Genomic DNA, 23,073 nt, shown 5'->3' with positions numbered 1-23,073 from the left:
GGCCGGGCATCGCTGGGCGCGGCCGCCGCGGCGGCGCTGTTGGCCGAGGACGAACGGGGCGCGGCGCGGGAGCTCGCGGCGCTGGCCCGCGCGGGCCTGATCGAACCGGTGCGCTCCGGCCGGTACCGCGTGCACGACCTGGTGCGGGCCTTCGCGCACGCCCGCCTGCATCAGGAGGAGGAGCCCGGCGAGCGGGGCGCGGCGCACGAACGGCTGATCCGCAGCTACGCCGAGCTCGCGGACTCGGTGATCCGGATGGTGGACGGCAAGACCTCGACCCGGGCCGGGAGGTTCGTCGGCGGGGCGGCGGGCGGGCACGGCTTCACCTCGCTGGACGCGGCGCTGCGCTGGCTGGACGACGAGTCGAGCTTCATCACGGCGACGCTGCGGCAGACCGAGGGTGTGGACCAGTCGGCGGTGCTGCACCTGCTCGGTGCCCTGTGCGACTACTGCCTGCTGCGCGGCGACCTCTACCGCCTGGGGGAGCTGAGCGAGCTGACCCGGGCCACGGACCGGGGGCTGCTGGTGCGGTCGGTGCAGTGGCGGACGGGGATCGCGGCCCGGCAGCTGGGGGAGCTCGACACCTCCCGTACGACGCTGTCGTCGGTGGTCGACCTGTACTTCGACGCGCGGCACCCGGCGGGCGCCGCCCGGGCCCTGCGCGATCTGGGCGTCACGATGCAGCACCAGGGCAATCTCCGGGAGGCGGCGGACAAGCTGCGGGAGGCACTCGCGCTCCAGGGCGGCCGGGAGCTCAGCGGCGACCGGGCGTGGACCCTGCACGCCCTGGGCGCCGTCGAGCGGGACCGGGGGCGGATAGCGCAGGCGCTGGACCTCCTGGCCGAGGCGCTGGAGCTGCACCGGGAGAGCGAGAGCCTGCACGGCCAGGCGTGGGCGCACTTCCAGCTCGGCCAGGTGCGGCTGCGGATGGGCCAGGTGGCGGCGGCGGAGTCGGAGCTGCGCGAGGCCCTGGAGCTGTACGGGCGGACTCAGGACGGCCGTGGTGAGGCCTGGGCGCTGACCCAGCTGGCGCGGGCCCGGCTGGTGGCCGGGGACGCGGCCTCGGCGGCCGAGGAGCTGCACCGGGCGCTGGCCCGGCACCGGGAGAACGAGGACGCGCGCGGCGAGGCGTGGTCGCTGTACTACCTGGGCCAGTCGCTGGAGGAGCGCGGCGAGCCGGCGGCGGCGGTGCGGGCGCTGGAGCGGGCGCGGACGATGTTCAACCGGATGCGGGACGTCTACGGCCTGGCATGCGCCCGGCACCACGCGGCGCGGGTCACCCGTGACCAGAGGGCGGCGCAGACGGGCAGCCTGCGCAACAGCGGGTTCGCCCGGCAGCTGCTCCAGGACGCGCGGGCGGACTTCCGCCGGCTGGACGTGGCGCACGGCGAGGGCTGGTCCTGTGTGGAGCTGGCCGTCGTCGACGCGGGCAACGGCCGGGCCGCCCCGGCGCTGGAGCTGCTGGAGGAAGCGGAGGGCCTCTTCACGGGCTACGGCGACCGGCGCGGCGCGGCCTGGGCCCGGTTCCTGCGCTGCACGCTGCTGCCGTTCGCCTCACCGGGCGGCTCGGTGGTGGGGTCGGCGGTGGCCCGGGAGGAGCTGGCCGGGCTGCTGCGGGAGCTGCGCGCCGCCGACTGGGCGACCGACCCGCCGCTGGAGGACTGCGTCGAGACGTACGCCCTGATGCTGGAGCGGGGCATAGAGCCGGAGGCGGGATGGCAGGCATGGCGACTCGGCATGGTCCCGAGCCGCCGTGCCCGTGAGGTCATGGCGGTGCTCCCCCGCGGCGGCTGAGCCGCGAGGTGCGCCCGCCCGACGTCAGCCCCGGCCGGCGCCGGCGCCCTCGGCGGCGGAGGCGGCCGCGGGCTCGGCCGTGGGCTCGGGCTCCTCTTCGAAGTCCACCCGCTTCATGTGCTTGTTCATGCTCTTCATCAGCAGCCAGACGGCCCCGCCGATGACGGCGAAGACGAGGAAGCCGAGCACACCGGGCGTGACCTTGTTCTTGTCCAGCTCCTCGGCGGCGAACGGCACGAGGTGGGTGGCGGCGAGGGAAGCAGTCGCGCTCATCATGGGGTCAATTGTTGCGGATGCCCGCGAAGAGGTCGTCCTCGGGGAGGGAAGTTCCGACGACCGACTTCGCCAGTTCGTACTCCTCGGTCGGCCAGACCTCCCGCTGGAGGTCCAGCGGCACCCGGAACCAGCCGCCGTCCGGGTCGATCTGCGTGGCGTGCGCGATCAGCGCCTTGTCGCGGATCTCGAAGAACTCGCCGCACGGGACGTAGGTGGTCAGGGTCCGCTCGCGGCCCAGCGTGTGCCACCGCTCCAGCCACTCGCCGTACGGCGACTCCATGCCGCGCTCCAGCAGCGCCTCGTGGAGGGCGAGGGTGCGCGGGCGGTTGAAGCCCTGGTTGTAGTAGAGCTTCAGCGGCTGCCAGGGCTCGCCGGCCTCGGGGTAGCGGGACGGGTCGCCGGCCGCCTCGAAGGCCACCATGGAGATCTTGTGGGTCATGATGTGGTCGGGGTGCGGGTAGCCGCCGTTCTCGTCGTACGTGGTGACCACGTGCGGACGGAATTCGCGGATCAGCTTCACCAGCGCACCGGCCGCCTCGTCGACGTCCTGCAGGGCGAAGCAGCCCTCCGGCAGCGGCGGCAGCGGGTCGCCCTCGGGCAGCCCGGAGTCGACGAAGCCGAGCCACTCCTGCTTCACGCCGAGGATGTCGCGCGCCTCGTCCATCTCCTTGGCACGGACCTCGTGGATGTGTTCCTCGATGTAGGGGTCGCCCTGGAGCTTGGGGTTGAGGATGGAGCCACGCTCACCACCCGTGCAGGTCGCGACCAGCACGTCCACCCCCTCGGACACGTACTTCGCCATCGTGGCCGCGCCCTTGCTCGACTCGTCGTCGGGGTGGGCGTGCACGGCCATCAGTCGCAGCTGCTCAGTCAAGGCTCGATCCTCAGTCACTGGTCATGGCCCGTCTTATCGGTGTTTCGGGGCGCCTCCTATAGTGACCGAAGCGGGACTCGATTCATTCCGGTTCTCAACGACCGGTCCCGGACCAGGAGGAAGATCATGGCTGCGGCACGCGAGGGGCTGCCCGAGGGCCGCTACGGCCGCTCGGCGGACGAGCGCGCCGACCGCAAGCTGAAGATCGTCGGCGCCGTCCTGGGCGCCGGTCTGCTCGGTGTCATCGCCTGGTCCGGCGTGCACTACATCACCAAGACGGACGTCAGCGGGCAGCTCGTCCGCTCCCGTACGGTCTCGGACGACAGCGTCCAGGCGGTCCTGGAGATCCGTAAGGAGAAGGACGCGGCCGGCGTCTGCACCCTGCGCTCGCTGGGCAGCGACGGCTCCGAGGTCGCCCGCAAGGACGTCACCTTCGACCGCCGCGAGGAGCACTTCACCGAGCTGGTCACGCTCCGTACCACAGGGCACGCCGCCGCCACGGAGCTGGAGGGGTGTCGGGCCGCGTCACGCGGCTGACCAGCCCTGACGCGTTTCTTGCGCACTTCGTCCCCTCGGCTTCTTCCCCCTTTCCCGACCTAATTGTTAGGCTCGTGGTTTCGCCCACCTTTGAAGGCGCACCCTTCTGAGTAGGGCGTTCATTTGTATCCCCGCTGTAACCCCACGTTTTTCCCAGTACCGACGAGGAGCACCTGTGACCCAGACCAGCGACAACGTCACCTGGCTGACTCAGGAGGCGTACGACCAGCTCAAGGCCGAGCTGGAGTACCTGTCTGGTCCCGCTCGCACCGAGATCGCGATGAAGATCGCGGCGGCCCGCGAGGAGGGTGACCTGCGAGAGAACGGCGGGTACCACGCGGCCAAGGAGGAGCAGGGCAAGCAGGAGCTCCGTGTGCGCCAGCTCACGCAGCTGCTGGAGGCCGCGAAGGTCGGCGAGGCCCCTGCCGCGACCGGTGTGGTCGCCCCTGGCATGGTCGTGACCATCGCCTTCGACGGCGACCCGGACGACACGCTCGACTTCCTGCTCGCGTCCCGCGAATACGCCAGCTCGGACATCGAGACGTACTCCCCCCAGTCCCCGCTGGGTACCGGAGTCAACGGCAAGAAGATCGGCGAGGACGCCGAGTACGAGCTGCCGAACGGCAAGAAGGCCAAGGTCCGCATCCTGGAGGCCAAGCCCTACCAGGCGTGAGCCCGCCCGCAGGACCCGGAAGAGCCCCGGCCCCCTCACGGGGTTCCGGGGCTCTCCCCTTGCCCGTACGCGGCCGCCCGCGCGCCCCTCAGGCCGTCGCCGACCGGTACTTGCGCACCGCCAGCGTGCGGAAGGCCACGATGATCACCACCGACCAGATCAGCGACGCCCACACCGGATGCTGCATCGGCCAGGCCGCCGGCACCGGATAGCCGTCCGGCAGATTGCCGAAGAGCCGCCGCGCCGCCTGCACCGTGGCGCTGAACGGGTTCCACTCGGCGAGGTTGCGCAGCACCATCGGCATGTTGTCGGAGGGCACGAAGGCGTTCGAGATGAACGTCAGCGGGAAGAGCCAGATCAGCCCGCCCGAGGTGGCCGCCTCCGGGGTCCGTACGGACAGGCCGATCAGCGCGCCGATCCAGGAGAAGGCGTAGCCGAGCAGGAGCAGCAGGGCGAAGCCCGCCACCGCCTTGGGGATGCCCGCGTGCGTGCGCCACCCCACGATCACCGCGACGATCGCCAGCACCACCAGCGTCAGCGCCGTCTGCACCAGGTCGGCGAGGGTACGGCCGGTGAGCACGGCCCCGCGCGCCATGGGCAGCGACCGGAACCGGTCGATGAGCCCCTTGTGCATGTCGTCGGCGATGCCCGCGCCCGCACCGGCCGTGGCGAAGGTGACGGTCTGCGCGAAGATGCCCGCCATGAGGAACTGGCGGTACGTAGAGGGGTCGGTGCTGCCGCCCACGGCGATGGAGCCGCCGAAGACATAGCTGAACAGCACCACGAACATGATCGGCTGGATGAGCCCGAAGATGACCACCTCCGGGATGCGGGCCATGCGGATCAGATTGCGCTGGGCGACGACCAGGGAATCGCGCACGGACTGGCCGACGCCGCCGTAGGCCCGGGGGACCGCCCGGGGCGCGGAGCCGCCGATCGAGGTCATGAGGCCACCTCCTTCGGCTCGTGCCCTTTCTTCGCCCGCCCGTTCTCCTGTTCCTCGCCGGCCTCCGCGGCGTGCCCGGTCAGCGAGATGAAGACGTCGTCCAGGGTCGGCCGGCGCAGCCCGATGTCGTCGATCTCGATGCCGCGCGCGTCCAGTTCCCTGATGACCTCGGCGAGCAGCTTCGCGCCGCCGGAGACGGGGACGGTGACCTTGCGGATGTGCTCCTCGACCTTGGAGCCGCCCTTGCCGAAGCCGCGCAGGACCTCGTCGGCGGGCCCGATCTGGCCGGGTTCGTGGACGACGACCTCCACCCGCTCACCGCCCGTGCGGGCCTTGAGCTGGTCGGAGGTGCCGCGCGCGATGACCTTGCCGTGGTCGACCACCGCGATGTCGTGCGCCAGGTGGTCGGCCTCCTCCAAGTACTGAGTGGTCAGCAGCAGGGTGGTGCCGCCGGCGACCAGTTCCTTGATGACCTCCCACAACTGCTGCCGGTTGCGCGGGTCCAGGCCCGTGGTGGGTTCGTCCATGAACATCACGGGCGGGCTGACGACCAGGGCCGCGGCGAGGTCGAGGCGGCGGCGCATGCCGCCGGAGTACGTCTTGGCGGTGCGGTCGGCGGCGTCGCCGAGGTTGAAACGCTCCAGCAGCTCGCCCGCCCGCGCCTTCGCGTCGCGGGCCGTCATCTGGTAGAGGCGGCCGACCATTTGCAGGTTCTCACGGCCCGTCAGATACTCGTCGACGGCGGCGAACTGACCGGAGAGCCCGATGGCGCGGCGCACCTCGTTGGGTTTCTTCAGGACGTCGATGCCCGCCACGACGGCCGTGCCGCGGTCGGGTTTGATGAGAGTGGTGAGTACGCGTACGGCTGTGGTCTTGCCGGCGCCGTTGGGGCCGAGCAGTCCTAGTACGGTTCCTTCCGGAACGTCGAGATCGACGCCGTCCAGAGCCCTGACATCACCGAAAGTCTTGACCAGGCCTTCGGCAAAAATGGCGCCTGGCATGGGGTTCTCCCCGCGTGGGTTGACGTATTACAGGATTTTACGGTCGGGGTAGCCGTCGCGCCCTGCGAATGAACCTCCCTACGTCCTCAGCTCATCACCAGATAGCCCGCCTCGCGCAGTGCCGCTCCCACGTCCGCGCAGTGCTCGGGTCCCTTGGTCTCCAGGTGGAGCTCGACCTCGGCCTCCGTGAGCCCCAGCCGCGGATCGGTGCGCACGTGGCTCACGTCGAGGACGTTGGCGTCGACCTCCGAGAGCACCTCCAGGAGCGCGGCCAGCGCCCCGGGCCGGTCGGTCAGTCGCAGCCGCAGCGACAGATAGCGGCCCGCGGCCGCCATGCCGTGCCGCAGGATGCGCTGCATCAGCAGCGGATCGACGTTGCCGCCCGACAACACCGCGACGACGGGCCCCTCGAACGATTCGGGGTCGGACAGCAGCGCCGCCACCGGGCTCGCCCCGGCCGGCTCGACCACCAGCTTCGCCCGCTCCAGGCAGAGCAGCAGCGCGCTGGAGAGCTCGTCCTCGGAGACCGTGCGCACCTCGTCCACCAGCGCGTCGATGATGGCGAACGGCACGTCGCCGGGGCGCCCGACCTTGATGCCGTCGGCCATGGTCGCCGGTGCCTCTATGGACACGGGGTGTCCGGCCTTCAGCGACGGAGGGTAGGCGGCCGCGCCCGCCGCCTGCACGCCCACGATCCGCACATCGGGCCGCAGCGCCTTGACGGCGACCGCGACGCCGGCCGCCAGCCCGCCACCGCCGATGCCCACCACGATGGTGCGCACCTCGGGGCACTGCTCCAGGATCTCCAGGCCGACCGTGCCCTGGCCGGCGATGATGTCCGGGTGGTCGAAAGGGTGGATGAACACCGCACCGGTCTCGCTCGCGTAGTCCTGAGCGGCCCGCATCGTCTCGTCCACGAACTGCCCCGAAAGGCGCACCTCCGCGCCGTACTCGCGCGTAGCGGCGACCTTGGGCAGGGGCGCGCCCACCGGCATGAACACCGTGGAGCGCACGCCCAGGAGTGAGGCCGCGAGGGCCACGCCCTGCGCGTGGTTGCCCGCGCTGGCGGCCACGACCCCCGCCGCGCGCTCCCGCTCGGACAGGCCCGCGATCCGCACATAGGCGCCGCGCACCTTGAAGGAACCGGTCCGCTGGAGGTTCTCGCACTTCAGGTGCACCGGAGCGCCGACCAGCGCGGACAGGTGGCGGCTGCCCTCCAGCACGGTCATACGGGAGACCCCGGACAGCGTCTTCTGGGCGCTGTACACCTCGTCGAGGGAGACAGCCAAGGACATCCCGGACATCGAAGCGGACACCGACGCGGACATCCCGGCCACGGCGGATGAACCGCTTCCGCCCGTATCACCAACTCGTGCAGCCATGCGGCCAGTCTCGCAGCTCGCGTCCGCGACGACCGCCACAGGACGTACACATCCGCGCATACCGGTGCACGGACCGGAAAGGGCATACCGAGCGGTTTGCGCAGCACCCGTACGGCCGCCCGCCGGGCCGCGTACTCTGTCCCCCAATCCTCAGCGATTCCCTGCCCGCCGCACGAAGTGAGCCCCAGGCCATGCCCACCCCTCCGGACATGACGACCGACCTCGCCCCAGGCGTCCTCGACGCTCTGCAGCACGAGGTCGCCGTCTTCGCACGCCGCGCCGAGCAGACCCGGCTCGGCGGTGTAGGCCAGGTCCGCAATTCCATGGACCGCGCCGCGTACCTCCTGCTCAACCGCCTCGACCAGGAAGGCCCGATGGGCGTCAAGGCGCTCGCCGCGGGCATGGGCATCGACTCCTCCACCGTCACCCGCCAGGTGGCGCCGCTTGTCGACACCGGCCTCGTCAAGCGCACCTCGCACCCCGAGGACGGCCGGGCCGTCGTCCTCCAGCTGTCCCCGCGCGGCAAGGCCCGCCTGGAGGAGGTGCGCGCCTCGCGCCGCGAGCTGATGGCGCTGGTGACGGACGGCTGGACCGAGGACGAGCGGGACGCCTTCTGCACCCTGCTCACCCGCTTCAACTCCGCCCTCTCCGAGGTCCACAACGCCCTCCCCCCGGTCGCGCCGGCCTCCTGAGACGTCGCCTCCCGAAGACACCTCCTGAAGACGCGCCTGCTGAAGACCTCGTTCACGGCCTCTTGACCCGGCCGCGCCGCCTGCCCTCTCCTGGTGCGTACGGCGGGAGTGCGGAGGCGCGGTGCGAGAGCGGCGGGCGGCCAGGGAGCGCCGCCGCGCCCAGGAGTTCGAGGCATTCGTCGGGGGCGCGGGCGGACGGCTGCTGCGCGCCGCCGTACTGCTGACCGGCGAGACCGGCGCACCGGACGGCCCGGACCGGGCCGGGGAGCAGCCGAGCAGGGGCGGGGAGCCCGGCGGTCACGAGGCCGCCGAGCGACTGCTGACGGCCGCCCTGGCCGGCACGTACGCCGCCTGGGACCGGCTGCGCGGCGAGGACCCCTACGAACGCACCCGCCGGGAGCTCGTCGCCCGCTTCGCGCGCTCCGCCCGGCACCACCGCCGCCCCCGCGGGGGCGTCCTCGCCCGGCTCACCCCGCGCGAGCGCCTCGTGCTCGTCCTGCGGCTCCACGAAGGCATCGCCGAGGAGCAGACCGCGGCGAGCCTGGGCCTGCCCGTCGAGCGCGTACGGACGATCTGCACGCGCGCGGTCGCCACCCTGCGCGCCCGGCCGGGGCCGGGCGCGCGATGAGCGGGCACGACCGCGCCGAGGAGGAGGTCCGGCGGATGCTGGACGTCCCGCGTCCGCCGGTCCCTCCCGGCCTGGTCACCCGCTCGGCCGGGCGCGGCCGGGCGATCCTGCGCCGGCGCCGGGCCGTACGCGCCGTGGCGTGGGTACTGCTGGTGGCGGCCGTCACCGCCTTCTGCGTGTGGGCCGCGGTCGCCGAACCCTGGGCGGCGCCGCCCCGCGGGACGACGCCGCCGCTGCGCGGCTGGTAGGCGGCCGCCCGGTGGCTAGCCCAGCGCCTGGGTGAGGTCGGCGATGAGGTCGTCCGCCGACTCGATGCCGACCGACAGACGCACCAGGTCGGCCGGGACCTCCAGCGCGGAACCGGCCGTCGACGCGTGCGTCATCCGGCCCGGGTGCTCGATCAGCGACTCGACGCCGCCCAGCGACTCACCCAGGATGAACAGCTCGGCGCGGTTGCAGACCTCGACCGCCGCCTCCTCGCCGCCGGCGACGCGGAAGGAGACCATGCCGCCGAAGGCGCGCATCTGCTTGGCCGCGACCTCGTGCAGCGCGTGCTCCGGCAGACCCGGGTAGAACACCTGGGTCACCTTGGGGTGCGAGAGCAGGAGCTCGGCGACGCGCGAGGCGTTGGCGCTGTGACGGTCCATGCGCACCGCGAGCGTCTTGATGCCGCGCAGCGTCAGCCAGGAGTCGAAGGGACCGGCGACGGCACCCATCGCGTTCTGGTGGAAGGCCAGTTCCTCGGCCAGACCCGCGTCGGCGGTGACGAGCGCGCCACCGACGACATCGGAGTGACCGCCCATGTACTTGGTGGTGGAGTGCACGACGACGTCCGCGCCGAGCGCGAGCGGCTGCTGGAGGTACGGGCTCGCGAAGGTGTTGTCGACCACCAGGCGCGCACCGGCTGTGCGGGCCACGTCGGCGACGGCGGCGATGTCGGTGATGCCGAGCAGCGGGTTGGACGGCGTCTCGACCCAGATGACCTTCGTACGGGGACGGATCGCGTCCCGGACGGCGGCCGCGTCGGAGGTGTTGGCCACCGACCATTCGACGCCCCAGCGCTCGACGATCTTGGCGAAGAGGCGGAACGTGCCGCCGTAGGCGTCGTTCGGGATGACGACGTGGTCGCCGGGCGACAGGAGCGTACGCAGCAGGCAGTCCTCGGCCGCCAGGCCCGACGCGAAGGCGAGACCACGGCGGCCGCCCTCCAGCGCCGCCAGGTTCTCCTCCAGCGCGGTACGCGTGGGGTTGGCACTACGGCTGTACTCATAGCCGCCACGCAGGCCGCCGACGCCGTCCTGCTTGTAGGTGGAGACCTGGTAGATGGGCGGCACGACGGCCCCGGTCAGCGGGTCCGGCTCCTGCCCGGCGTGGATGGCGAGGGTTTCGAAAGAGTGCTGGTCGCTCATGCCCCGAGAGTAGTACCCCGAATACATGAACACTCCTGTTCACTTGTAACCGGAGGATGAACGATCCGCCGGGCTGCCGCGTTGTCCCTGCGTAGACCCTCACCCTCCATCCCATTCCTTCCCTTTATTCCCTTCTTTCCCTTTCTGTCAGGACAGCTCATGGAGTTTCTCGTCATCCTGCTCGCCGTCGTCCTCGTCTGCGGCGTGGTGATCGGGCCCGCGATGCGCCGCCGGCGCGCCGGGCAGGACGCGCTGCGGGGCGACCGGACCGCGGTCGACCCGGTCGGCGTGTACGGCTTCGTCCCCGCCGAGCGGCTCGACGTACGGCTGCCCGGCCCGGACCCGGAGCTGCTGGCGGCCGTCGAGGAGGCGCGGCGCACCCAGGACTGGAAGCCCGCGGCCGACCTGCTGGCCCGTACGGACGCCACGTCGGCCCCGGAGCTGCGCTGGCAGCGCGTGCACACGCTGGCCGGCGCGGCCGCCCAGGAGCTGGCCGAGACGCCCGGCACGGGCGGGATGTGGCTGAGGCACTGGCGGGTCGTGGCCCCGAAGGACGCGGGCGGCGCGGCCGTGCAGGCCGAGTTCCTGGCCCAGCAGGCGATGCGCGACCCGTCCTCGCAGGACTACCGGATGATCCTCGAGGAAGCCCGTACGGTCTGCGGCGAGGCGGCCCTGCTGGCACCGGGCGACCCCGTCCCGTACATCGTCCAGCTGGGCATCGCCCGCGGGCTCGGCGCGAGCGAGGCGGAGTTCCAGTCGCTCTGGGAGACGGTCCTCTCGCGCGCCCCGCACCACATGGGGGCGCACCTGGTGGCCCTGCGCTACTGGAGCGCGAAGTGGCACGGCACGCAGGAGAAGGCCGACGCCTTCGCGCAGCGCGCGGCGGCCGCGGCGCCCGGCGGCAGCCTGCTGCCCGCGCTGCCCCTCTTCGCCGTCCACGACCACCTGCCGGACGTCGAGCTGGTGCCCGGCCTCTACCGGGGCGTCGTGGTGTCACAGGCGATCGAGGCCGCGCGGTTCGCGGTGGCGGGCGCACCGGCCGATCACCCCGTGCTGCCGCACGTGCGCCACCTGCTGGTGTGGTTCCTGGTACGCGCCGAGCGCTACCCGGAGGCGATGGAGCAGCTGCGGGCGGTCGACGGCCACATCGGCGCGGTGCCGTGGTCGTACGAGCCGGATCCGGTCGCGGCGTACGCGGCGTTCCGGGCGCTGGCGGTCGCGGGCTGGGAGCGGGCGGGCGGGAGCCGCTAGGGAATCCTGGCCGGCCGTGACACGTTGAAGGGGGGACGACCGCGCCCCTCTCCCTTGGAGCCGCAATGCTCTTCTCCCGCAGCGAGACCCGCCTCCCCGCCCCCGAGGAGGCGCTGAAGGGCCGCCCGGAACCGGAATTCCCCCTCCAGGAGCGGCACACGGTCCTCGGCACGCCCCTGGCAGGCCCCTACCCCGAGGGCCTGGCCGTGGCGGACTTCGGCCTGGGCTGCTTCTGGGGTGCCGAGCGCAAGTTCTGGCAGGCCCCCGGCGTCTGGACGACCCTGGTCGGCTACCAGGGCGGCCACACGCCCCACCCCGCCTACGAAGAGGTGTGCAGCGGCCTCACCGGCCACACGGAAGCGGTCCGCGTCGTCTACGACCCGGCCGTGACCTCCTACGAGGCCCTGCTGAAGCTCTTCTGGGAGTCCCACGACCCCACGCAGGGCTTCCGCCAGGGCAACGACCGCGGCACGCAGTACCGCTCGGCGGTCTACACCCACTCCCCCGCCCAGCAGTCGGCGGCGGAGACCTCCCGCGCGTCGTACCAGTCGGTCCTGACCGGCTCGGGCTACGGCCCCATCACCACGGAAATCCTCCCGGCGGGCCCGTTCTATTACGCGGAAGCCCATCACCAGCAGTACTTGGACAAGAACCCGCAGGGCTACTGCGGGATCGGGGGGACGGGGGTCAAGCTGGGTGACCCCTTCGAAACGAACTGGGGCGCTTCATGCCCGACAGGGATCGCGCCGGTCGAGGACTGACCTTGCGGGACGTCACCCGAGGTAGGGGCGCTCCCGATGCTCCAGGAAGTGCCGGATACGGAGCTGCTGGGTGTGATGCATCGGGAGCGTGGCGATCTCCTCGGGGTGGACGAAATGCAGCTCGGTCGATTCATCGGAGATCGAGAGCTGTCCTCCGACCACGCGTGCGGTGAAGCACACGTTGAACTGTCGCCGTACCTCGCCGTCGGAGTAGGCGATCACGTGGCGCGGGTCGGTGTAGATGCCGATCAGTTTCGTGATCTCCACGTCCAGGCCAGTCTCTTCCTTGACCTCGCGCACGGCTGTGCCGGGGAGCGAGTCGGTCATCTCCATGCCGCCTCCAGGCAGCGACCATAGATCGTTGTCACGCCGGCGCTGCAACAGGATGCGGCCACGCCCGTCGGTCACCACGGCGGATGCGGCCACGACCAGACTGTTGGGCTCGGGGGCCTCCGGATCGTCGTAGTACTCGGTGCGGGACACGGTCACTCCTCCTGGACGGGCGTCGCTGTCGCCCACACCGCGTCGAAGCTCTGCGCGTACGTGTAGCGGCACTACACCTAGCCTGCCCGGCCGTACGGCTCGGGACCTTTCCCGTTCCGGAAAGATCAGGCACTTGACCCGATGGTGAACGCCTCGGGAGCATCGAGCGACAGGCGTACGCCGACGTGTGGGGGCGAGGATGCTACGGAAGCTGTCCGGTGGGCCGGAGTGCAAGAACGGAACGTGCCCGACGCTGTGGGGCACCGAGGACGGCAAGGACTACGTGGTCCAGGGGTACGTCATCACCGACCCCAAGAGGCTGGCCCAGCTCGATGTCCCTGAGGGTGAGACCGCTGTCGTTGTGCCGGCCGCCGTCCTGGAGGAGTACTTCCGTGCTCACCGGTGAGGAGTTCGGGCGGCTCTTCGACGCCTTCGAGCGGACTGCCTTCAGGCTGGAGACGCTCGCCGTCTACGACATCGAGGAGGAACGCGAGGAACTCGAACGCTTCCTGGCCGGTGGAGACATGGGACCCGACTGGGACGACAACCCCTGGATGCGGTCGATGACCGACAAGGGCAAGGAAGTCTCGCGTGTCCACGTACTCAGGTCCCCACTGACCGACTACCTCCGATACGAACTGGCCGCCTACCCGGGCAACATCACGGCCGGCGAATCCATCGGCATCATCGACCTGACCGAGCAGGACGTGAGCTGCCTGCCGAATCACGACTTCTGGCTGTTCGACGACAGGGACGTGTACCGGATGCACTACACGCCCGAGGGTGCGTTCCTCGGCGGTGAGCTGCTCCCCTCGGACCGGATCAGCGAATACCGGGGTTACCGGGAGCAGGCGCTCGCCGCGGCCGTGCCGTTCTCGGAGTACTGGGAGCGACACCGCTGACCACGGACTCGATCGGCAGAGCCCTGCGGGCGCTCCGCGACGCATCCGGTCTCACAGGTGACGCGGTGGCCCGCAGGGCTTCCATGTCCGCCGGAAAGCTGTCGAAGATCGAAACCGGCAAGGTCCGGCCGACCGTCCAGGACGTGGATCTCGTCCTGACCGCCATAGGGGTCAGTGAGGAGATCAAGCAGGAGTTCCTCGTCACGGCCCGCGCCGAGGCCACGGAGGCCACCGCGTGGCGTCTGCTGCGCCGCATGGGCCCGTGGAAGCACCAGAAGACGATCCGAGCCATCGAGGCCGGCACAACCACCCTGCGACTGTTCCAGGGCCAGTTGATCCCCGGACTGCTCCAGACACCCGAGTACGCCACAGCGGTGTTCTCGCTCCCTCCGGCGCTCCCGGAGGAGACCCAGGCCAAGACCGTTGCCGCTCGCCTGAAGCGTCAATCGGTCCTGTACGAGTCCGGTCGGTCGTTCCAGTTTCTGATCTGCGAGCACGTCCTGACCTGGCGTATCAGCGAGCCCGTGGTGATGGCCCTCCAGTTGGACCGGCTCGTCTCCGTGTCCCGCCTGCCCAACGTCTCACTGGGTGTCGTGCCGGCCGAGCGACGGATGCCGGACTTCCCCATGACCTGCTTCAGCCTCCACGACGACCGGATCGTGATCGTGGAAACGTTCCACTCCGAGGTCACCACTCGTGACCCGAAGGACGTGCAGTTGTACCTCGACACCTTCGACCGGTTCGCCGCCGTGGCGGTCTACGGCGATGACATGAAAGCACTGGTCGAGGGCATCCGGGACGGATTCTTGCCCCAACGGGAAAGGCCCTAGAACGAGCTGCTCAGCGGGTGAAGCATCGGCATTGCCGACACCCGAGGGAGGGAACTCCGGTGAGCAGTCCCACGACCGCCATGGGCCCACCGCCCATCTGTCCCCTCGCTGAGACCCGCCTACGGGCGGTGCGGCCCCAGGTGACTCACAGAGGTCCAACCGCTCGGGCACCCGGGCTCTCCCCCACCTCGTGCGTCGAGCAGATCGTGGAGGCACTGCGCGGCACCAGGGCGCTCCGCGAGCGCGACGACAGTGCCGTTCCCGTCTGAATCAAGGAGGACCAATGCCTGACATGTACGGACTCGACATCACGACAGCGCAGTTCCGCCGCGCCTGCGGAGGCAACACTCATCCGGACGGCGAGGCGTGCGTGACCCTCGCCAAGATCGGCCCGGACGCCTGGGCGCTGGGCAACAGCAAGCACCCGCACGGCGAGCCGCTGCGCTTCACCACGGCCGAACTGGACGCGGCCGGCATCAACCCGGCGAGGTTCGGGCTCTCCGCCTGATTCGTCGAGCCTCCTCATTGACGGCCTCGCCCACACGCCGACGGGTGGGGCCGTCGTCTTGCCCGGAACGGAGCGCGTACGTGCACATCCATGGGTACTCATGGGTCGGAGAAAAGAGGACATTCGACGATGAGGCGCTTCGGCGACCGCCCCATCCCGACCCCCCACCGGTGCCGCGGAAGGGGGACGCGGCTGCTCACCGGCTTGCGGAGCGATTCCGAGAGGTGGCCGCCGAGTTCGCCGTGACGGGCATTCCGCCACTTCAGACGGCGCACTGGCTGATAAAACCGGCGTCGATGATCCGGGGCACGTGGGAGGAACCGAAGGAAGCGGGTGAATGGCTGGGGCTCCAGCTTGCGGAGTTCGCCCCCAGGTTCGCCTCCGGAGGAGAGCGGAAGGTCACGCGCCTGCTATTCCTCGTGGGGGCTGCTGTCGAGCGGCTGACGTGGGGCATGGATGTGTCCCTCGGCCACTACCTCAAGGGCACGGTCTTCCACTCGGTCGCACTGGTGACATGCTCCCCGAACCTCTCCGCTCCCGACCTCCCCTGCCCTGTCTCCGGCTCCGCATGACAGCAGCCCCCGACGCCAGCCCCCCCACCGGTTCCGAGCGCGAGCGTCACCGCCGCCAGGGAACACCCATTCGGCCTACGCGGGGACGATACGGGCACGATCCCCACGTGCCAGAGGAGCGAAGGCCGCTGCGTAGAGCGCCGCACCCACCGGTATCAGGTCGAGGCTCACCGCCATCGTGGCGGTGCCCAGCACCACCAGGGCGGGGCACCACGGGCCGACGCGGCGCCGCACGGCGAGCTGGACCACGAGCCAGACGAGGCCCACGTAGAAGAGCAGCGGGCCCACCGTGTAGACCACCGGCATGACACCGGGGTGGCTCTGGACCTGGTCGAAGAGTCGGTTCATGTCCGCGCGGTCGGCCGAGCGGAAGCCGACGACGAGGTCGATCACCGCCTGGGCGACCACGGCCAGCGTGCCGGCCAGCCCCAGGACGGTCGCCGTCGCGGCGCCGACGCGCCCCGCCGTGCCGGCCGGCTCCGCCAGCCGCCGCAGGCCCGGAAACGCCACGCCGAAGAGGACCACCCCGGCGATCAACGCCAGATGCCCGGCCGTCCAGGCGAGGCCCGGCCCGTGCTCCGGGTCGGAGAGCCGGATGGCCCCGTAGGCCAGCATGCACAGCGGCCCGGCGACGAAGGCGGCCCGGGTGAGGGCGGCGGGGCGGATTCCTCGTGATCGTTCGGTCATGCCCCGATCCTGTCCCCGCGAGCCGCGCCCGGCCTCCGGCATGCCCCCGAGCCGACCCCCACCCGCCCCTGATGAGGAATCAGGGAGCAGGGGGCGGGTGAACACCCACGGCGCTCCGCAAGGGCGGGGGCCGCCCCGGCCCGTACGTCGCGCCCCCCGGCCCGCTAACGCAGCTTCGCCGCGTCCGCCGCTTCCTCGCCGCGCGCCCAGCCCTCCGCGTCGCGGCCCTTGAGGCGGTGCGAGGTCATGGCCGGGAAGAGCCGTTCCGTGGACTCGCCGACCGCCACGTCCCGCGCGGCCAGCACCGGCAGGACCTCCGCCTCGGCGCGGGCCCCCTCCGCCACGACGGCCTCCGCCGCGACGGTCAGCCGGTCGCGGATCCTGGCCGCGTAGGCGATCAGGAAGGACTGGCGGAAGTCGCGGGTGCGGCGCGAGCGGCCCCGGGCGTGGTGGTCGTCGCCCGCCCGGCGCATCGCCGTGGTGGCCTGCACCAGCAGGGACGTGTACATCAGCTCCACCAGCTCCAGGTCCCCCTCGAAGCCGACGACGGTGGAGAAGTCGTACTCGCTCGTCCACACGGCCCGGCAGTGGTTCGCCTCGGCGACCGCGTCCAGGAGCAGCGCCTTCGCCGACTCGTACGGGCCCTCGACGCCGACCCGGCAGGTCGCCGGGCCGTCCACGGGCTCCGCCGAGTGGGCCGCGAGCAGGGCCTCGTCCATGGAGTACCGCGCCATGAGCTGCTGCGCCTTCGCCGAGAGGGCCTCGGCCTCCTCGGCGAACTCCGTCGACTCCGCCTTCGCCAGCAGCGCCCGGATCCGGGCGAGCATCCGCGGCTCGACGGCGACGGCCGGCCGCGCGTGGGCGGCCCCCGGCAGCGGGCCCGCCGCCCCGATCCTCGGCAGTCCGCCGATCAGCCGCAGCGCGCCGAGCGCACAGGCGGCCGTCTCGAAGCGGCTCAGCCGCTCACGCCCCGCGAAGCCCTCCAGGAAGGCGTCGTCCGCCTCCCACCACACCCGTACGTCCAGCTCCGCCAGCTGGGCCGCCCAGCGCGCACCGAGCGTCCCGGGCGCGTACCGCCGCGCCTCGGCGGCGACGGCGTCGACGGCGAACCGCGTCTCGGCGGCGGTCAGCTCCCTGCGGACGAGCCGCATGACGTCCGCGGGCTGCCAGCCGCCCTCCCAGCAGCGCCGCAGGGCCCGCTCGGCCGTGCGCAGCACGGCGCGGCTCACGGCTTCCCAGCCGGCGGGCGCGGCGGCCAGGGCGGAGGCGGCGGCGTAGACCGCGTCGTCGAGCGTGTCGGGGCCCTGGGCGCGCAGGGCGGCCACGGTCGTCTCGACGGTCGACAGCAGTTCGGCGTCCTCCGGCCGTTCCTGCTGCCGCTTGCTGCGCTTGGCCACGGGCTGGGCTCTCTTCCTCGGGCTTCCCGGGCCGCCCCGGGGTTCTCGGGCTTCCACCGGATCTTGGGCTTCCGCGGGGTTCTCGGGCTTCCGCGGGCGGAAACGTGTACGTCCCATTCTCCGGGAAGCGCGCGACTTCACTCGTACGGCGATCCCGCCCGGTACGTCCGCTGCCGCCGGCCGACCGTTCCGGGCGACAGCCGGGCGCCGGGTTGACGTCGGCCGGGGACGGAAAAGGCGGAAAGGGCGGGAAACGCCACCGCCGGGTGGCGGGCCGACGTGATGTCGGCCCGCCACCCGGCGGGTGGACGGTGGGCCCTGCGGCCCGGACGGCTTACGCGCCGGTCGCGCTGCCGGCGACCCAGGCGTTCCAGTCCATGTTCCAGCCGTTGAGGCCGTTCTCCGGAGCGATGGTCTTGTCGTTGGAGTTCTTGACCTCGACGACGTCACCGAGCTGGGAGTTGGTGAAGAACCAGGCGCCCGCGGTGGACGCGTCGTCCGCGCCCTGCTTGTCCTCCAGGCCGATGCAGCCGTGGCTGGTGTTGGCGCTGCCGAAGATGCCGCCGCCCCAGTAGTTGCCGTGGATGAACGTGCCCGACTGGGACAGACGCATCGCGTGCGGCACGTCCTTGATGTCGTACTCGCCCTTGCCGTCGCCCTTGGTGAAGCCGACGGTGGAGCCGTCCATCCGGGTCTCCTTGAACTTCTCGGAGATCACCATCTTGCCGTTGTACGTGGGGTTCTCGGGGCTGCCCGCCGAGATCGGGATGATCTTGAGCTCCTTGCCGTCCCGCATGACCGTCATCTTGTGGGTCTTCACGTCGACCGTGGAGACCTGGGAGTGACCGATCTTGAAGGAGACCGACTTCTTCTGCACGCCCTTGAGGCCGGGAGCGCCCTCGACACCGTCGAGGTCCAGCTTCAGGGTGACGTCGGAATTGGCCTTCCAGTACTCCTGCGGGCGGAAGTCGATGCGCTGGTCACCGAACCAGTGACCGACGACCTTCTGGCCGCTGCTGGAGTTGACCGTGATGCCGGACTGGACGGCCTTGCGGTCCTTGATCGGCTTGTCGAAGTTGATCGACACCGGCATGCCGACGCCGACGGTCGAGCCGTCCTCCGGCGTGAAGGCACCGATGAAGCTGTTGGCGGGCGAGACGGTGGAGAAGGAGGAGTTCTCCGTCGCCTTGCGGCCCTCGGAGTCCTTGGCCTCGACGACGACCTTGTACTTGGTCGAGCGCTCCAGCGGCTTGGCCGGCTGCCAGGACTTCTTGTCCGGCGATATCGTGCCCTCGACCGCGGTGCCCTTGTCCGTCGTCATCTTGACGCTGGTGAGCTCGCCGTCACTGACGGTGACCTTGGCTGCATCGGCGGTGATTCCGGCGTTGGTCGAGCCGTCCTTCTGCGAGATCTTGATCTGCGCCTTGGAGGCTTCCTTGGCGGCCGCGGCGTCCACCTTGTTCTGGGACTTGCCACCGCCGGAGTCGCTCTTGCCGTTGTCGTCCCCGCCACCGCAGGCGGCGAGGGTCAGCACACCACCGAGCACAGCGGCCGCGGCCACCAGGCCCTTGCGGCGCTTGCCGTCCGTCATCACACGCTTCTCCATTGCTCCTGGACCCCGAAATCCCCGAGCCGAACCGTGGGGCAACACGTATCCCGGCTACTACTTGAGGAACGCCTGCACCGATACGTCCGTTCCACTCCTCAGGAAAATGTGGGGAAGACCACCCCAGTAAAGCCCTTCACGGGGCCGACATGGAAGCCGGGGCGCTGGTACAAGGCCGGTTTCCATGGTGCGTGCGGGACGGGTGTGGTGGCCAGGGCCATGATGCCCTTGACATCCCGCGACTTGGCCTCGACCCGGCCTCTGCCGGGCCCCGGGCTCGGCCTCGTCACCACTTCGAAGTCACCGCGGGCGCCGCCCCGGGCGCGGCCGTGGCCTCTCCCGGCTTCCCCCGGCCCGTTCGTATCACTAACATTCGGTCAGCCGGGGACCCGCCCACGCGTGGCGGTCCCCAATCTCCGCCGCCCCGAGGGGGATTCGTTTCCGTGAGCGCACACCGCCCGCTGCTGACCGCCGTCGCCGCCGGCTCGCTGCTGTGTGCGATGTGGTTCGTACCGACCGCGCACGCCACCCCTGAGCACGCGGCACAGGGACAGGCCGCGGCCCCTCGGGAGGCCGCCGCCCAGCGGCAGCCGGGCGCCGCCACCCAGGAGTTGTCCCTGGCCGACTCGGGGAGCGTCGACACCACCCCGTACGTGTTCGGGGGCGTCGCGTTCGTCGCGGCGGGCGGTGCTCTCGTCACCGCCGCTGTGCGCAGGTCGCGCACAGCGGCTCGGTAACGGCCTTCCGTCAGGCCAGCGTTCCGGTCACCGACTCGACGGCCTCGATGAGCTTTCCGGACCGTACGAACGCCTCGGCGGCCGCAAGGTCGGGGGCGAGGAAACGGTCCTCCCCGGGGCCCTCGACGCCTGCCGCGCGCACGGCCCGCAGCACCTCGCGGCCGGCCGGTGCCGGGGTCAGGCCCTCGCGCAGCTCGATCGCGCGGGTCGCCGCGACGAGCTCCACGGCGATGACCTTCCCCAGCGCGTCCATGGCCGTCCGCAGCTTGCGCGCCGCCGACCAGCCCATGGAGACGTGGTCCTCCTGCATCGCGGAGGAGGGGATCGAGTCCACGGAGGCGGGCACGGCGAGCCGCTTCATGTCGCTGACCAGGGCCGCCTGCGTGTACTGCGCGATCATCAGGCCGGAGTCGACGCCCGGGTCGCCGGCCAGGAACGGCGGCAGCCCGTGCGAACGGTTCTTGTCCAGCAGCCGGTCCGTGCGGCGCTCGGCGATCGAGCCGAGGTCGGCGGCGGCGATGGCGAGGAAGTCCAGGACGTACGCGACCGGCGCGCCGTGGAAGTTGCCGTTGGACTCGACGCGGCCGTCGCGCAGGACGACGGGGTTGTCGACGGCGGCGGCCAGCTCGCGGTCGGCGACCAGGAGGGCGTGGGCGAGGGTGTCCCGGCCCGCGCCCGCGACCTGCGGGGCGCAGCGGATCGAGTACGCGTCCTGCACGCGCGGCGCGTCGTCCTGGTGGTGTCCGGTGAGTCCGGAACCGGCCAGTACGCGCAGCATGTTCCCGGCGCTGGCGCCCTGACCCGGGTGCGGGCGGATGGCGTGCAGCTCGGGGGCGAGGACCTTCTCGGAACCGAGCAGGGCCTCCAGCGAGAGCGCGGCGGTGATGTCGGCGGAGGTGAGCAGGCGGGAGAAGTCCGCGCAGGCCATCACCAGCATGCCGAGCATGCCGTCGGTGCCGTTGAGGAGGGCGAGCCCCTCCTTCTCCCGCAGCTCGACCGGCTCGATGCCGTGCGCGGCCAGCAGCTCGCCGGCCGGGCGCAGCTCGCCGTCGGGGCCCTCGGCGTCACCCTCGCCCATGAGGGTGAGCGCGCAGTGGGAGAGCGGGGCGAGGTCGCCGGAGCAGCCGAGGGAGCCGTACTCGTGCACGACGGGGGTGATGCCCGCGTTCAGGATCGCGGCCATGGTCTCGACGACGAGGGGGCGGACGCCGGTGTGCCCGGAGGCGAGGGTCTTCAGCCGCAGGAACATCAGCGCGCGCACGACCTCGCGCTCCACGCGGGCGCCCATGCCGGCGGCGTGCGAGCGCACGATGTTGCGCTGGAGCTGGGCGCGCAGCTCGGGGCTGATGTGACGGACGGCGAGGGCGCCGAAGCCCGTGGAGACGCCGTAGACGGGCTCGGGCTTGGCGGCGAGGTCGTCGATGACCTGCCGCGCGGCGGCGACGGCGGCCAGCGCTTCTTCCGATACGACGATGCGGGCGCCGTCGCGCGCCACGGCGATCACGTCTTCCGCGGTTGTACCGGCCGTCCCCACCACCACAGTGTGCATATCCATATTCAGGCACCCTAGAGACTGAATCGCTGCCTGTCACCATCTGTCTGCCGACGGCTTTGGGGGGTAGGGTCGCGGGCCGCGGGTGCCTTCGGCGGTGGGTGGGCTTGATCGGGAGTGCGGCCTTTGCGTACGCGCCCCGTACCGGGGTGTCCTCAATCGCCGGACGGGCTGGATTTCGCGCCCCGCACCAGGGCGGGAGTGTCCTCAAACGCCGGACGGGCTGGAATTGCGGGCCTTCCCCGCACCGGCATCCCGTACCGGGGTGTCCTCAATCGCCGGACGGGCTGGATTTCGCGCCCCGCACCGGCATCCCGGACCGGGGCTTGATCCTCAGGCCATCCTCACGGTCTCCGGCCCCGGAAGCGGCGCCGTTCCGCCGTCGGGTGAGCCGGGGGGTGGTCCGCCAGGCGGATCACCGGGTCGTGGGTGCCGCCGTCGCGGCCGGCCACGACCGGGTCCGTGGCGCGGGCCGCCTTCGCCCGGTACTGGGCCGCGTCCGCGAGGCGGAACAGGCGGCGGGCCGTACCGACGGCACCGATCGGGTCGCCCGTGGAGGCGACGCCGCACGCGACGCCCTCGCCGAGTTCCAACCCGGCCGCCCTCCGGCACAGTTCGCCGGCGACGCGGACTACGTCGTCCGCCGACGGACCCACCGTCAGCAGACAGAACTCGTCACCGCCCAGCCGCGCGGCCAACGTGCCCGGCAGCATCGCCCCGCAGAGCGACAGCACCGAGCCGATGCGTTCCAGCAGCCGGTCGCCGACCGCGTGGCCGAGGGTGTCGTTGACCCGCTTCAGACCGTTGAGGTCGCAGACCACCAGGCTGACGACCACGCCCTCCGACAGGTGCCGCTCGATCGCCTCGTCCAGCCGCGAGTCGACCGCCCGGCGGTTCCCCAGGCCCGTGAGGGGGTCGGTGAAGGCGAGCCGCCGCACTTCCTCCAAACGTTCGGTCTGGGCGATCCCGGCCGCCGCGACGGCGGCCAGGACGGTCGCGAAGTCCGCGTCCGTACGGTCGAAGGCCGCCGCACCCGTCGGCCGGGCCACGTACAGCTCGCCCCACGCCCGCCCGTGCAGGACGATGGGCGCGACCACGCAGCTGCCGCGCCCGCGCCGCAGGAGGGCGGCCACCCGCTGCCGGCCCCGGGCCTCGGAGTCGCCACCGGAGGTCTCCACCCACGCGTCCGGCTGCCCGCCGACCCAGCGCTCGTGCAGGAACTCCGTGATCTCGGGGAAGTCGTGCACGGGGTAGGACTCCTCCTCGGGGAACCGTTCCTCCCCCTCGGTCCGCTCGCCCGCGTTGACCAGCACCCGCAGCCGCCCGCGCTCGCGCTCCCAGACCGAGATCGCGGCGAACGAACCTCCCAGCGCCCGCCGCGCGCCCTCCGCCGCGGCCTCGACGCTCTCCAGCGGGGTGCGCGCCGCCGCCATGGCCTGCGCCAGCTCCACCACGGCGCGCAGGCGGCCGTCGCACTCCCCTTCAGCTGCCACCCGAGCCTCACATTCCGTCACTGCGTGCAGATCTTGCACTCCAGCGTAAGAATGTCGGGCTCATTCCGCCCCACGACCGGTC

The 23,073-nt window shown here is 71.6% G+C and carries 26 protein-coding genes; 14 read left to right on the top strand and 12 right to left on the bottom strand.

From position 1 onward, the window contains the following. On the top strand, positions 1–1,794 hold a 1,794-nt coding region (locus tag J7E86_RS26050; RefSeq protein ID WP_215084836.1), incomplete at its 5' end, for a tetratricopeptide repeat protein. A 24-nt stretch (positions 1,795–1,818) separates the two neighbouring features. On the opposite strand, the gene J7E86_RS26045 is transcribed toward J7E86_RS26050, so the two are convergent. Together J7E86_RS26045 and mca are read right to left on the bottom strand one after the other, a co-directional pair. Further along, positions 1,819–2,070: a hypothetical protein gene (locus J7E86_RS26045; RefSeq protein ID WP_215084834.1), complete on the bottom strand. Its 252-nt coding sequence runs from the start codon at positions 2,068–2,070 to the stop codon at positions 1,819–1,821. Between the two features lie 4 nt (positions 2,071–2,074). Further along, positions 2,075–2,944: a mycothiol conjugate amidase Mca gene (gene mca / locus J7E86_RS26040; RefSeq protein WP_215084832.1), complete on the bottom strand. Its 870-nt coding sequence runs from the start codon at positions 2,942–2,944 to the stop codon at positions 2,075–2,077. A 126-nt stretch (positions 2,945–3,070) separates the two neighbouring features. Here mca and J7E86_RS26035 point away from each other — a divergent pair, with 126 nt between their 5' ends. Together J7E86_RS26035 and greA are read left to right on the top strand one after the other, a co-directional pair. Then, a complete protein-coding gene (locus J7E86_RS26035; RefSeq protein WP_215084830.1) occupies positions 3,071–3,481 on the top strand; it encodes a DUF4307 domain-containing protein in 411 nt (136 codons plus the stop codon). Positions 3,482–3,656: 175 nt separating this feature from the next. Next, on the top strand, positions 3,657–4,154 hold the full coding sequence (greA, locus tag J7E86_RS26030) for a transcription elongation factor GreA (protein ID WP_130879623.1): 498 nt from the start codon (positions 3,657–3,659) through the stop codon (positions 4,152–4,154). Between the two features lie 88 nt (positions 4,155–4,242). Here the strand turns inward: greA and J7E86_RS26025 are convergent, their stop codons facing one another. The 3 genes from J7E86_RS26025 to ilvA all read right to left on the bottom strand — a co-directional run bounded on the left by J7E86_RS26025 (position 4,243) and on the right by ilvA (position 7,405). Beyond that, on the bottom strand, positions 4,243–5,100 hold the full coding sequence (locus J7E86_RS26025; protein ID WP_215084828.1) for an ABC transporter permease: 858 nt from the start codon (positions 5,098–5,100) through the stop codon (positions 4,243–4,245). Beyond that, the gene (locus tag J7E86_RS26020; protein ID WP_215084826.1) at positions 5,097–6,101 is read right to left on the bottom strand and encodes an ATP-binding cassette domain-containing protein; all 1,005 of its coding nucleotides are present in this window, start codon (positions 6,099–6,101) and stop codon (positions 5,097–5,099) included. Before J7E86_RS26020 ends, J7E86_RS26025 begins: the two co-directional genes overlap by 4 nt. 86 nt (positions 6,102–6,187) lie before the next feature. Further along, positions 6,188–7,405: a threonine ammonia-lyase gene (gene ilvA, locus J7E86_RS26015; RefSeq protein WP_215084842.1), complete on the bottom strand. Its 1,218-nt coding sequence runs from the start codon at positions 7,403–7,405 to the stop codon at positions 6,188–6,190. A gap of 269 nt (positions 7,406–7,674) precedes the next feature. Between ilvA and J7E86_RS26010 the strand changes: the two genes are divergently transcribed. From J7E86_RS26010 to J7E86_RS26000, 3 genes are all read left to right on the top strand, one after another. Beyond that, complete coding sequence (locus tag J7E86_RS26010; RefSeq protein WP_215084824.1) at positions 7,675–8,175, top strand: MarR family winged helix-turn-helix transcriptional regulator; 501 nt, start codon at positions 7,675–7,677, stop codon at positions 8,173–8,175. Positions 8,176–8,296: 121 nt separating this feature from the next. Continuing rightward, complete coding sequence (locus J7E86_RS26005; RefSeq protein ID WP_215084822.1) at positions 8,297–8,803, top strand: sigma factor-like helix-turn-helix DNA-binding protein; 507 nt, start codon at positions 8,297–8,299, stop codon at positions 8,801–8,803. Further along, complete coding sequence (locus J7E86_RS26000) at positions 8,800–9,051, top strand: hypothetical protein (RefSeq protein ID WP_215084820.1); 252 nt, start codon at positions 8,800–8,802, stop codon at positions 9,049–9,051. Before J7E86_RS26005 ends, J7E86_RS26000 begins: the two co-directional genes overlap by 4 nt. Positions 9,052–9,066: 15 nt before the next feature. Here the strand turns inward: J7E86_RS26000 and J7E86_RS25995 are convergent, their stop codons facing one another. Further along, positions 9,067–10,212: a cystathionine gamma-synthase gene (locus J7E86_RS25995; RefSeq protein WP_215084817.1), complete on the bottom strand. Its 1,146-nt coding sequence runs from the start codon at positions 10,210–10,212 to the stop codon at positions 9,067–9,069. 159 nt (positions 10,213–10,371) lie between these two features. Here J7E86_RS25995 and J7E86_RS25990 point away from each other — a divergent pair, with 159 nt between their 5' ends. After that, entirely contained in the window at positions 10,372–11,463 is a 1,092-nt protein-coding gene (locus J7E86_RS25990) for a hypothetical protein (RefSeq protein WP_215084816.1), read from the top strand. 65 nt (positions 11,464–11,528) lie between these two features. After that, complete coding sequence (gene msrA / locus J7E86_RS25985; RefSeq protein WP_215084814.1) at positions 11,529–12,224, top strand: peptide-methionine (S)-S-oxide reductase MsrA; 696 nt, start codon at positions 11,529–11,531, stop codon at positions 12,222–12,224. A 12-nt stretch (positions 12,225–12,236) separates the two neighbouring features. On the opposite strand, the gene J7E86_RS25980 is transcribed toward msrA, so the two are convergent. Then, on the bottom strand, positions 12,237–12,707 hold the full coding sequence (locus tag J7E86_RS25980) for an NUDIX domain-containing protein (protein ID WP_215084810.1): 471 nt from the start codon (positions 12,705–12,707) through the stop codon (positions 12,237–12,239). Between the two features lie 199 nt (positions 12,708–12,906). Between J7E86_RS25980 and J7E86_RS25975 the strand changes: the two genes are divergently transcribed. The 5 genes from J7E86_RS25975 (at position 12,907) to J7E86_RS25955 (ending at position 15,519) form a co-directional block, all read left to right on the top strand. Next, positions 12,907–13,113, top strand: coding sequence for a hypothetical protein (locus J7E86_RS25975; RefSeq protein ID WP_215084808.1), 207 nt, complete (start codon positions 12,907–12,909; stop codon positions 13,111–13,113). Next, on the top strand, positions 13,100–13,609 hold the full coding sequence (locus J7E86_RS25970) for a DUF6879 family protein (RefSeq protein WP_215084806.1): 510 nt from the start codon (positions 13,100–13,102) through the stop codon (positions 13,607–13,609). Before J7E86_RS25975 ends, J7E86_RS25970 begins: the two co-directional genes overlap by 14 nt. Next, entirely contained in the window at positions 13,591–14,439 is an 849-nt protein-coding gene (locus J7E86_RS25965) for a helix-turn-helix transcriptional regulator (protein ID WP_308312733.1), read from the top strand. The genes J7E86_RS25970 and J7E86_RS25965 overlap by 19 nt, the downstream gene beginning before the upstream one ends. 283 nt (positions 14,440–14,722) lie before the next feature. Further along, entirely contained in the window at positions 14,723–14,947 is a 225-nt protein-coding gene (locus J7E86_RS25960; RefSeq protein WP_215084804.1) for a DUF397 domain-containing protein, read from the top strand. Between the two features lie 80 nt (positions 14,948–15,027). Further along, positions 15,028–15,519: a hypothetical protein gene (locus J7E86_RS25955; protein ID WP_215084802.1), complete on the top strand. Its 492-nt coding sequence runs from the start codon at positions 15,028–15,030 to the stop codon at positions 15,517–15,519. A gap of 75 nt (positions 15,520–15,594) precedes the next feature. Here the strand turns inward: J7E86_RS25955 and J7E86_RS25950 are convergent, their stop codons facing one another. The 3 genes from J7E86_RS25950 to J7E86_RS25940 all read right to left on the bottom strand — a co-directional run bounded on the left by J7E86_RS25950 (position 15,595) and on the right by J7E86_RS25940 (position 19,209). Further along, positions 15,595–16,206, bottom strand: coding sequence for a hypothetical protein (locus tag J7E86_RS25950; RefSeq protein ID WP_215084800.1), 612 nt, complete (start codon positions 16,204–16,206; stop codon positions 15,595–15,597). A 164-nt stretch (positions 16,207–16,370) separates the two neighbouring features. Beyond that, positions 16,371–17,603, bottom strand: a complete 1,233-nt coding sequence (locus J7E86_RS25945; RefSeq protein WP_308312732.1) for a DUF2786 domain-containing protein — start codon at positions 17,601–17,603, stop codon at positions 16,371–16,373. Between the two features lie 334 nt (positions 17,604–17,937). Beyond that, the gene (locus tag J7E86_RS25940) at positions 17,938–19,209 is read right to left on the bottom strand and encodes an Ig-like domain-containing protein (RefSeq protein WP_215084796.1); all 1,272 of its coding nucleotides are present in this window, start codon (positions 19,207–19,209) and stop codon (positions 17,938–17,940) included. A gap of 443 nt (positions 19,210–19,652) precedes the next feature. Here J7E86_RS25940 and J7E86_RS25935 point away from each other — a divergent pair, with 443 nt between their 5' ends. After that, on the top strand, positions 19,653–19,946 hold the full coding sequence (locus tag J7E86_RS25935; protein WP_215084794.1) for a hypothetical protein: 294 nt from the start codon (positions 19,653–19,655) through the stop codon (positions 19,944–19,946). A 10-nt stretch (positions 19,947–19,956) separates the two neighbouring features. Here the strand turns inward: J7E86_RS25935 and hutH are convergent, their stop codons facing one another. Then, positions 19,957–21,501, bottom strand: a complete 1,545-nt coding sequence (gene hutH, locus J7E86_RS25930) for a histidine ammonia-lyase (protein WP_215084792.1) — start codon at positions 21,499–21,501, stop codon at positions 19,957–19,959. A gap of 341 nt (positions 21,502–21,842) precedes the next feature. After that, positions 21,843–22,931, bottom strand: coding sequence for a GGDEF domain-containing protein (locus tag J7E86_RS25925; RefSeq protein WP_215084838.1), 1,089 nt, complete (start codon positions 22,929–22,931; stop codon positions 21,843–21,845). Between the last annotated feature and the right edge of the window lie 142 nt (positions 22,932–23,073).

Origin of the sequence: Streptomyces sp. ISL-11 (genome assembly GCF_018614525.1) — a bacterium.
GTDB lineage: Bacteria > Actinomycetota > Actinomycetes > Streptomycetales > Streptomycetaceae > Streptomyces.
The sequence above is the reverse complement of the archived record's forward strand: the minus strand, read 5'-3'. Positions and strand labels throughout refer to the sequence as shown.

Excerpts from the sequence above, each read along its gene's own strand:
- J7E86_RS25925 (WP_215084838.1), bottom strand. The coding sequence starts at position 22,931 with ATGGCGGCGGCGCGCACCCCGCTGGAGAGCGTCGAGGCCGCGGCGGAG.
- ilvA (WP_215084842.1), bottom strand. The coding sequence starts at position 7,405 with ATGTCCGGGATGTCCTTGGCTGTCTCCCTCGACGAGGTGTACAGCGCC.
- J7E86_RS26010 (WP_215084824.1), top strand. The coding sequence starts at position 7,675 with ATGCCCACCCCTCCGGACATGACGACCGACCTCGCCCCAGGCGTCCTC.
- J7E86_RS26000 (WP_215084820.1), top strand. The coding sequence starts at position 8,800 with ATGAGCGGGCACGACCGCGCCGAGGAGGAGGTCCGGCGGATGCTGGAC.
- J7E86_RS26045 (WP_215084834.1), bottom strand. The coding sequence starts at position 2,070 with ATGATGAGCGCGACTGCTTCCCTCGCCGCCACCCACCTCGTGCCGTTC.
- J7E86_RS25995 (WP_215084817.1), bottom strand. The coding sequence starts at position 10,212 with ATGAGCGACCAGCACTCTTTCGAAACCCTCGCCATCCACGCCGGGCAG.
- J7E86_RS25960 (WP_215084804.1), top strand. The coding sequence starts at position 14,723 with ATGCCTGACATGTACGGACTCGACATCACGACAGCGCAGTTCCGCCGC.
- J7E86_RS25950 (WP_215084800.1), bottom strand. The coding sequence starts at position 16,206 with ATGACCGAACGATCACGAGGAATCCGCCCCGCCGCCCTCACCCGGGCC.
- J7E86_RS25990 (WP_215084816.1), top strand. The coding sequence starts at position 10,372 with ATGGAGTTTCTCGTCATCCTGCTCGCCGTCGTCCTCGTCTGCGGCGTG.
- J7E86_RS25940 (WP_215084796.1), bottom strand. The coding sequence starts at position 19,209 with ATGGAGAAGCGTGTGATGACGGACGGCAAGCGCCGCAAGGGCCTGGTG.
- J7E86_RS26025 (WP_215084828.1), bottom strand. The coding sequence starts at position 5,100 with ATGACCTCGATCGGCGGCTCCGCGCCCCGGGCGGTCCCCCGGGCCTAC.
- J7E86_RS26035 (WP_215084830.1), top strand. The coding sequence starts at position 3,071 with ATGGCTGCGGCACGCGAGGGGCTGCCCGAGGGCCGCTACGGCCGCTCG.
- J7E86_RS25975 (WP_215084808.1), top strand. The coding sequence starts at position 12,907 with ATGCTACGGAAGCTGTCCGGTGGGCCGGAGTGCAAGAACGGAACGTGC.
- hutH (WP_215084792.1), bottom strand. The coding sequence starts at position 21,501 with ATGGATATGCACACTGTGGTGGTGGGGACGGCCGGTACAACCGCGGAA.
- msrA (WP_215084814.1), top strand. The coding sequence starts at position 11,529 with ATGCTCTTCTCCCGCAGCGAGACCCGCCTCCCCGCCCCCGAGGAGGCG.
- J7E86_RS26020 (WP_215084826.1), bottom strand. The coding sequence starts at position 6,101 with ATGCCAGGCGCCATTTTTGCCGAAGGCCTGGTCAAGACTTTCGGTGAT.